The following is a 5,774-nucleotide window of genomic DNA, read 5'->3' on the forward strand; positions in this document are numbered from 1 at the left end:
ATGATCTATAACTTCATAACGAGAAACGAATTTTTTAGTGCGGGGGCTAAGGTGGTATCTAAATGCATCTGTATTTTCATGATGTTTGGCAAAATTTAAGGCTAATAGATATTTTTGTTCTTTTGCTTCTTCATCTTCTTTTTTTCTATAAATAAAGATTTGAGCTTGGGTGTTTATTTTTTCAGGCTTACTATCTTTACGACGGTCTATTGGATCAGGTTTTATGATCTTTCTATCTAAAGAAAATCTAGCTTCTATAGCAGCAGCATAGGCAGTGGGATCACCTATTTTTCTATTATTATCCTGAGATAGTTGAGTTTCTTTCTCTTTATTTATCTCATATCCTAGCTTTATCCCATCTGCATAAAGCCACAAAGGAGGAGTAAAAACACTATCAAAAAAGTCTTTCTCATCATTCTTATCGATTAAATGCAGCATTGCATAGCTTGCATCGGCTATATCAGCATAATCTTTGATTTCTGAGATAAGTTCTTTAGGACTCATTAATATTTTTCCCCTTCATACTTCTCATCACTTTTTACAAATTTACCATTAATAAAATAATGCAAAGAAGATCCAACTCCAACACCTTTGTGACTTAGGCTTGTAAAACTAAATCCTATTGCTTCATCTCCAAATAAACCATAATTTGTTGCAACATACATAAATCTAGTATAAAAAACAACAGGATATTTTTTACCCTTACATACATAATAAGTACTCATACCCATATAAGGTCTTACTTTTTTATAGTTTTCTTCTCCCATGTATTCTTTAAGTTTATCTTCATAATAAGCAAATTCGGGTTTGTCTTTGAAACCGAAATTAGCTTCGCCTTTATATCTATAATCACTACGATAATATCTACAACCATTAGAAAGGACTTGAGGGAATTTTTTTTCTGGATCATATTTTTTAATGTTTGCCCTCATTTCTTCATCAGATGTAGATATACTATTAATCCATTTATAACACTCTCTTCTTTTCTTCTCTATTTGCAATATCTCTTCCCTTGCTTTTCTATCAAAAATATAAAGTCCACCATAATTTTTTGAAAGAATTTCTAATTCTTTTTCTTCTTTGCTTTTTATTAAAGCACAAGAGTTTAAAAATACTAAAGCTAAAATTGCCAAAATGATTTTCATTTATAATCCTTGGTTTTTAAGAATATAGTCTATTGTATAATAAGTTATATAAAAAATTATATTTATATTTATATTTAATTTATATAAAATAAAATAAAAATGTTACCAAAAGAAATTGATTTCTTAAGTTCTTTAGAAGTCATTAATATTCTTCCCCTTCATACTTCTCATCACTTTTTAATCCTAAGAACACATGAGGATTTCCCTCACTGCCCATCATAAAACCCCAATCATTAACATAGATTCCAAGAGAGTATTTGTAATTAAAAGTCATCATAAGTCCTCAAAATAATCATAGTTTTCTTCGAAATGATTAAGATAGCTTGGTTTGTCTAATAAATTTTTTAACACAATAATATTCAGATAAACATAAGCATAAGATCCATCTAATTCATCACCTATTTTTAGTTTACCTATTATCTCTTTGTTTTGTATTATTTGTGAGTTATTTATTGTAACACTCTTAATTGAATTATAAATTCTCTGTGTTGTATTTGGAAGAATAAATAAATTAAATGTCCATTTATTCCAGCCACCATAATAACCCAATTCTTTTATATAGACATATACAAGTCTTTCTTCTGAATATATAAATTCAATACCCACAAACATATCCATATCTTTACTCTTAATACCATATCGACTTGTTATAGTATAAAAACTATCTTTATTAAGATTATTTTTTTCTATTTCTGTTAATGGTCTAGCATAAAGCACTCTGCCTAATTCTTGCTGTGAGAATTTTTCAAACTCTTTATACTCAGAATCTAAGCTTTTTGGTATAAAAGCACGATAGCTTGTAGGATAAAAACAACCTTTTACTGAAACAAATACAATTAAACCTACAATAAAAGTCAATATAATATATTTCATACCTTATTGCCTTTTACTATGATTTTTTGATTGGTTATCCCATCTGCATAAAGCCACAAAGGAGGAGTAAAAACACTATCAAAAAAGTCTTTCTCATCATTCTCATCGATTAAATGCAACATCGCATAACTAGCATCTGCAACATTAGCATAATCTAAAAATTTAGCAATTAAGTCTAATTTAGCTTCTTGTATTTTAATGTTTTTAGGCATTTATTATTCCAAAGTTTCAACTTGCTAATCATCATTTCTTAAATTTTTGTCAATATCCTCACAATATAATACTTCTTCATATCTAAAATATAATCCAGCATCCTCATCACCTCTTAAGAATATGCCATAATTATCATAAATATAGGATAAATGCGTTGAATAATGAATATAATCTTCAAATGCAACTTCTTTTAAAGTAAATTTATTTTTTTGCAATACATTAATGCTTTTTGATTTTTTAAATTTTTTATTTATTTTTTAATTTAAAAAAGACTTTAAAGATAAAATATAAAATAATAGAAAATATAGAAAAATATAAGAATAAATGTTAAAAGATTAACAAAAATTCTAGCATTTATCAACCTTCTTATTTTTTAAACATACCTTCATTTAAACCTGTAGAATAAAGCGCATTCTGACATTTTTATAAAGTTTCATGTATTTGGCTTATTTTTTATGCATTGGTAGCCTTGTTTTTCTTGTAATTTTCTATATTTTTGAATATTAAAACATATCATTTTTTAAAGTATTGAATAGATTTATAAAGATTTTTTCTAGCATCAAGGTAGGTATCATTGAGGCTTTCTTTATCTAAGATAAATATTTTAGTAAAATCATTTTTATAACCTAGATTGTTTGTAGCAGTGGTTTGAGTGAAAAGTTCTTCCTTTTTGTAATTTATAGCTATAGAATTCTCACATTGATATAAAGCTTTTAAGTACGCTATAGATGAATTTTTATTGATTTTGTTTATATCTTCATTGCTTAAAAAAGTAAGTCTTGTTATAAATGCTTCTTTCATTTATTTTTTCTTAAAATTAAATTTTTATAAACTATAATGTTTTTTAATATAAAAGATTCTTAAAATTAAGTTTGATAATGAAATCTTTACTATAAATAAATATTTCCATCATTTATATATTTAAAAAATATTAATATAAAAGGAGAGCTACATGCAAACCCTAAAAACCAACTTATTTTTTTACGTTTTATCCCTGTGCTATAGCATTTAAAAAAATAAGCTTGTAATAAACAAAGAACTATAAAAGGTGCAAAAAGTGTTAAATAACAAATCCAACCAAATAAAAATCCTATGCAAATATATATACGATACTCATCTGGCAAAAGTTTCTTAACTTCTGGAGGATCCATAAGTACAAAATGTCCCACATTATCAACACCATAAGTTACATAAAATCCTATGATGATAGTAATAAGAAAAATAATAAAAAATGTTAAAAAATAAGATTTTAAAAACTCTTTTATATTGATTCTTATGAAATAATTTAATAAAGCAAAGATAGCTAAAACACTTAAAATAAAAGTATAAAATTTTACTTCATTAAACAATGCACCAAAAAAGAAAATCACACCAAATAACCATCCCAAACCAATAGCTTCTACCATTTAAACTCCTATATCATAAAGTGTATTATAAGTCTTATCTTTGAAATCAAGCTTAGTAATGAAATCTTTACTATAAAGTTTGAAATTTAATAAATATTTCCATCATTTATATAATTAAAAAACATTAATATAAAAAAAAAGGAGAGCTACATGCAAACCCTATCAACCAACTTATTTTTTTACGTTTTATCCCTGTGCTATAGCATTTAAAAAAATAAGCTTGTAGTAAACAAAGGATTATCAAAGGTGCATAAAGTGTTAAATAGCAAATCCAATCAAATAAAAAGTTTATATAAATATATGCACGATACTCATCTGGCAAAAATTTCTTAACTTTTGGAGAATTTATAATTAGAAAACGACCTACATTATCAACACCATAAGTTATATAAAACCCCATTATGATAGTAATAAGAAAAATAATAAAAAATGTTAAAAAATAAGATTTTAAAAATTCTTTTATATTGATTCTTATGAAATAATTTAACAAGGCAAAGATAGCTAAAACACTTAAAATAGTAATATAAACTCTTACATTAAACAATCCAACAAAAAAGAAAACCATACCAAATAACCATCCTAAACCAACAGCTTCTACCATTTAAACTCCTGTATTATAAAGTGTATTATAGGCCTTATCTTTAAAATCAAGTTTAGCAATAAAATCCTTACTATAAAGTTTGAAATTTAATAAATATTTCCATCATTTATATAATTAAAAAACATTAATATAAAAGGAGAGCTACATACAAACCCTATCAACAAACTTATTTTTTTACGTTTTTCTCCTGTGCTATAGCATTTAAAAAAATAAGCTTGTAATAAACAAAGAACTATAAAAGGTGCATAAAGTGTTAAATAGCAAATCCAATCAAATAAAAAGTTTATATAAATATATGCATGATACTCATCTGGCAAAAGTTTCTTAACTTCTGGAGGATCTAAAAAAGACAAGAAACCGTCTGTATTAATATCATAAGTTACATAAAATCCTATGATGATAGTAATAAGAAAAATAATAAAAAATGTTAAAAAATAAGATTTTAAAAACTCTTTTATATTGATTCTTATGAAATAATTTAATAAAGCAAAGATAGCTAAAACACTTAAAATAAAAGTATAAATTTTTACTTCATTAAACAATGCACCAAAAAATAAAATCACACCAAATAACCATCCTAAACCAATAGCTTCTATCATTTAAACTCCTATATCATAAAGTGTATTATAAGTCTTATCTTTGAAATCAAGCTTAGTAATGAAATCTTTACTATAAAGTTTAAAATAATCCAAACCTTACCGTATACGCACTCGCAATTAATATAAAAACATTGCACACAAACCCTATGAGCCAACTTATTTTTTTACGTTTTACTCCTGTGCTATAACATTTAAAAAAATAAGCTTGTAATAAACAAAGAAACATAATAAATGTGTTTATAAAAAAAAACATAGTTATAAAAGTTAAAAATTTAAAATAATTATATGCTTTATATTCCTGTGGTGATAATTTTTCAACTTCTGGAGGATCAACCAGTACAAAATGTCCCACATTATCAACACCATAAGTTATATAAAATCCTATGATGATGGTAATAAGAAAAATAATAAAAAATGTTAAAAAATAAGATTTTACAAATTCTTTTATATTAATTCTCATCCAATAATTTAAAATAGAAAATATAATAAGAACACTACTTAGAGCTGTAAAATGAATGATTACAGCAATAAAGATCATAGAAAATAAAATTAAACCCATAAAAATAGAAAGTATAATACCAAATATAATATCATCTGCCATTTAAACTCCTATATCATAAAGTATATTATAAGCTTTATCTTTGAAATTAAGCTTAGCAATGAAATCTTTACTATAAAGTTTAAAGTCTAAACCATAGGGGGTGAATTTTTGATAATCTTGATAATCTTGATAATCTTGATAATCTTGATTGTAAATATGGTATTGTTTGATTTTTAGAAAATTTAGAATATCTTTAAAGATTTCTCTAGTACCATACCTATATGTTATCATCTGATAAATAGACCCCCAAATACTAAAACTCTTTTCATTAAAATCCCAAGCCCCAACAGGTTGTCCTAGCTTGATAAGATTTCCCTCATCATCAAATTCATGGCT

The 5,774-nt window shown here is 25.1% G+C and carries 10 protein-coding genes and 2 pseudogenes; all 12 read right to left on the reverse strand.

The annotated features are described in order from the left end of the window. Nucleotides 1-504: pseudogene (locus tag CQA75_RS08425) on the reverse strand (hypothetical protein); the annotation flags it as partial. Continuing rightward, a complete protein-coding gene (locus tag CQA75_RS09205) occupies nt 504-1,145 on the reverse strand; it encodes a tRNA 2-selenouridine synthase (RefSeq protein ID WP_246023806.1) in 642 nt (213 codons plus the stop codon). The gene CQA75_RS09205 and the pseudogene CQA75_RS08425, both read right to left, overlap by 1 nt. A gap of 142 nt (nt 1,146-1,287) precedes the next feature. Continuing rightward, nucleotides 1,288-1,419, reverse strand: coding sequence for a hypothetical protein (locus tag CQA75_RS09500; RefSeq protein ID WP_281276539.1), 132 nt, complete (start codon nt 1,417-1,419; stop codon nt 1,288-1,290). After that, complete coding sequence (locus tag CQA75_RS08435) at nt 1,419-2,018, reverse strand: hypothetical protein (RefSeq protein ID WP_137624540.1); 600 nt, start codon at nt 2,016-2,018, stop codon at nt 1,419-1,421. The genes CQA75_RS09500 and CQA75_RS08435 overlap by 1 nt, the downstream gene beginning before the upstream one ends. Then, nucleotides 2,015-2,230, reverse strand: a complete 216-nt coding sequence (locus tag CQA75_RS09355; RefSeq protein ID WP_212741800.1) for a hypothetical protein — start codon at nt 2,228-2,230, stop codon at nt 2,015-2,017. Before CQA75_RS09355 ends, CQA75_RS08435 begins: the two co-directional genes overlap by 4 nt. Nucleotides 2,231-2,254: 24 nt before the next feature. Beyond that, entirely contained in the window at nt 2,255-2,446 is a 192-nt protein-coding gene (locus tag CQA75_RS09210; protein WP_171000099.1) for a hypothetical protein, read from the reverse strand. 298 nt (nt 2,447-2,744) lie between these two features. Beyond that, nucleotides 2,745-3,032 (reverse strand): hypothetical protein, encoded by a 288-nt coding sequence (locus CQA75_RS08445; RefSeq protein ID WP_246023808.1) that lies wholly within the window; start codon nt 3,030-3,032, stop codon nt 2,745-2,747. 89 nt (nt 3,033-3,121) lie between these two features. Then, nucleotides 3,122-3,637, reverse strand: coding sequence for a hypothetical protein (locus tag CQA75_RS08450; RefSeq protein ID WP_137624541.1), 516 nt, complete (start codon nt 3,635-3,637; stop codon nt 3,122-3,124). Between the two features lie 124 nt (nt 3,638-3,761). After that, nucleotides 3,762-4,238 carry a hypothetical protein gene (locus CQA75_RS08455; RefSeq protein ID WP_137624542.1) on the reverse strand — a complete coding sequence of 159 codons (477 nt, stop codon included), beginning with the start codon at nt 4,236-4,238 and terminating at the stop codon, nt 3,762-3,764. Nucleotides 4,239-4,324: 86 nt separating this feature from the next. Next, nucleotides 4,325-4,837: a hypothetical protein gene (locus tag CQA75_RS08460; RefSeq protein ID WP_137624543.1), complete on the reverse strand. Its 513-nt coding sequence runs from the start codon at nt 4,835-4,837 to the stop codon at nt 4,325-4,327. Nucleotides 4,838-4,916: 79 nt separating this feature from the next. Continuing rightward, nucleotides 4,917-5,438: a hypothetical protein gene (locus CQA75_RS08465; protein ID WP_137624544.1), complete on the reverse strand. Its 522-nt coding sequence runs from the start codon at nt 5,436-5,438 to the stop codon at nt 4,917-4,919. Next, nucleotides 5,439-5,774, reverse strand: a pseudogene (locus tag CQA75_RS08470) (hypothetical protein); the annotation flags it as partial.

The sequence above is a fragment of the Campylobacter taeniopygiae genome, from assembly GCF_005406225.1.
In the GTDB taxonomy this organism is placed as follows: Bacteria; Campylobacterota; Campylobacteria; order Campylobacterales; family Campylobacteraceae; genus Campylobacter_D; species Campylobacter_D taeniopygiae.

Excerpts from the sequence above, each read along its gene's own strand:
- CQA75_RS09205 (WP_246023806.1), bottom strand. The coding sequence starts at position 1,145 with ATGAAAATCATTTTGGCAATTTTAGCTTTAGTATTTTTAAACTCTTGT.
- CQA75_RS09500 (WP_281276539.1), bottom strand. The coding sequence starts at position 1,419 with ATGACTTTTAATTACAAATACTCTCTTGGAATCTATGTTAATGATTGG.
- CQA75_RS08435 (WP_137624540.1), bottom strand. The coding sequence starts at position 2,018 with ATGAAATATATTATATTGACTTTTATTGTAGGTTTAATTGTATTTGTT.
- CQA75_RS09355 (WP_212741800.1), bottom strand. The coding sequence starts at position 2,230 with ATGCCTAAAAACATTAAAATACAAGAAGCTAAATTAGACTTAATTGCT.
- CQA75_RS08445 (WP_246023808.1), bottom strand. The coding sequence starts at position 3,032 with ATGAAAGAAGCATTTATAACAAGACTTACTTTTTTAAGCAATGAAGAT.
- CQA75_RS08450 (WP_137624541.1), bottom strand. The coding sequence starts at position 3,637 with ATGGTAGAAGCTATTGGTTTGGGATGGTTATTTGGTGTGATTTTCTTT.
- CQA75_RS08455 (WP_137624542.1), bottom strand. The coding sequence starts at position 4,238 with ATGGTAGAAGCTGTTGGTTTAGGATGGTTATTTGGTATGGTTTTCTTT.
- CQA75_RS08460 (WP_137624543.1), bottom strand. The coding sequence starts at position 4,837 with ATGATAGAAGCTATTGGTTTAGGATGGTTATTTGGTGTGATTTTATTT.
- CQA75_RS08465 (WP_137624544.1), bottom strand. The coding sequence starts at position 5,438 with ATGGCAGATGATATTATATTTGGTATTATACTTTCTATTTTTATGGGT.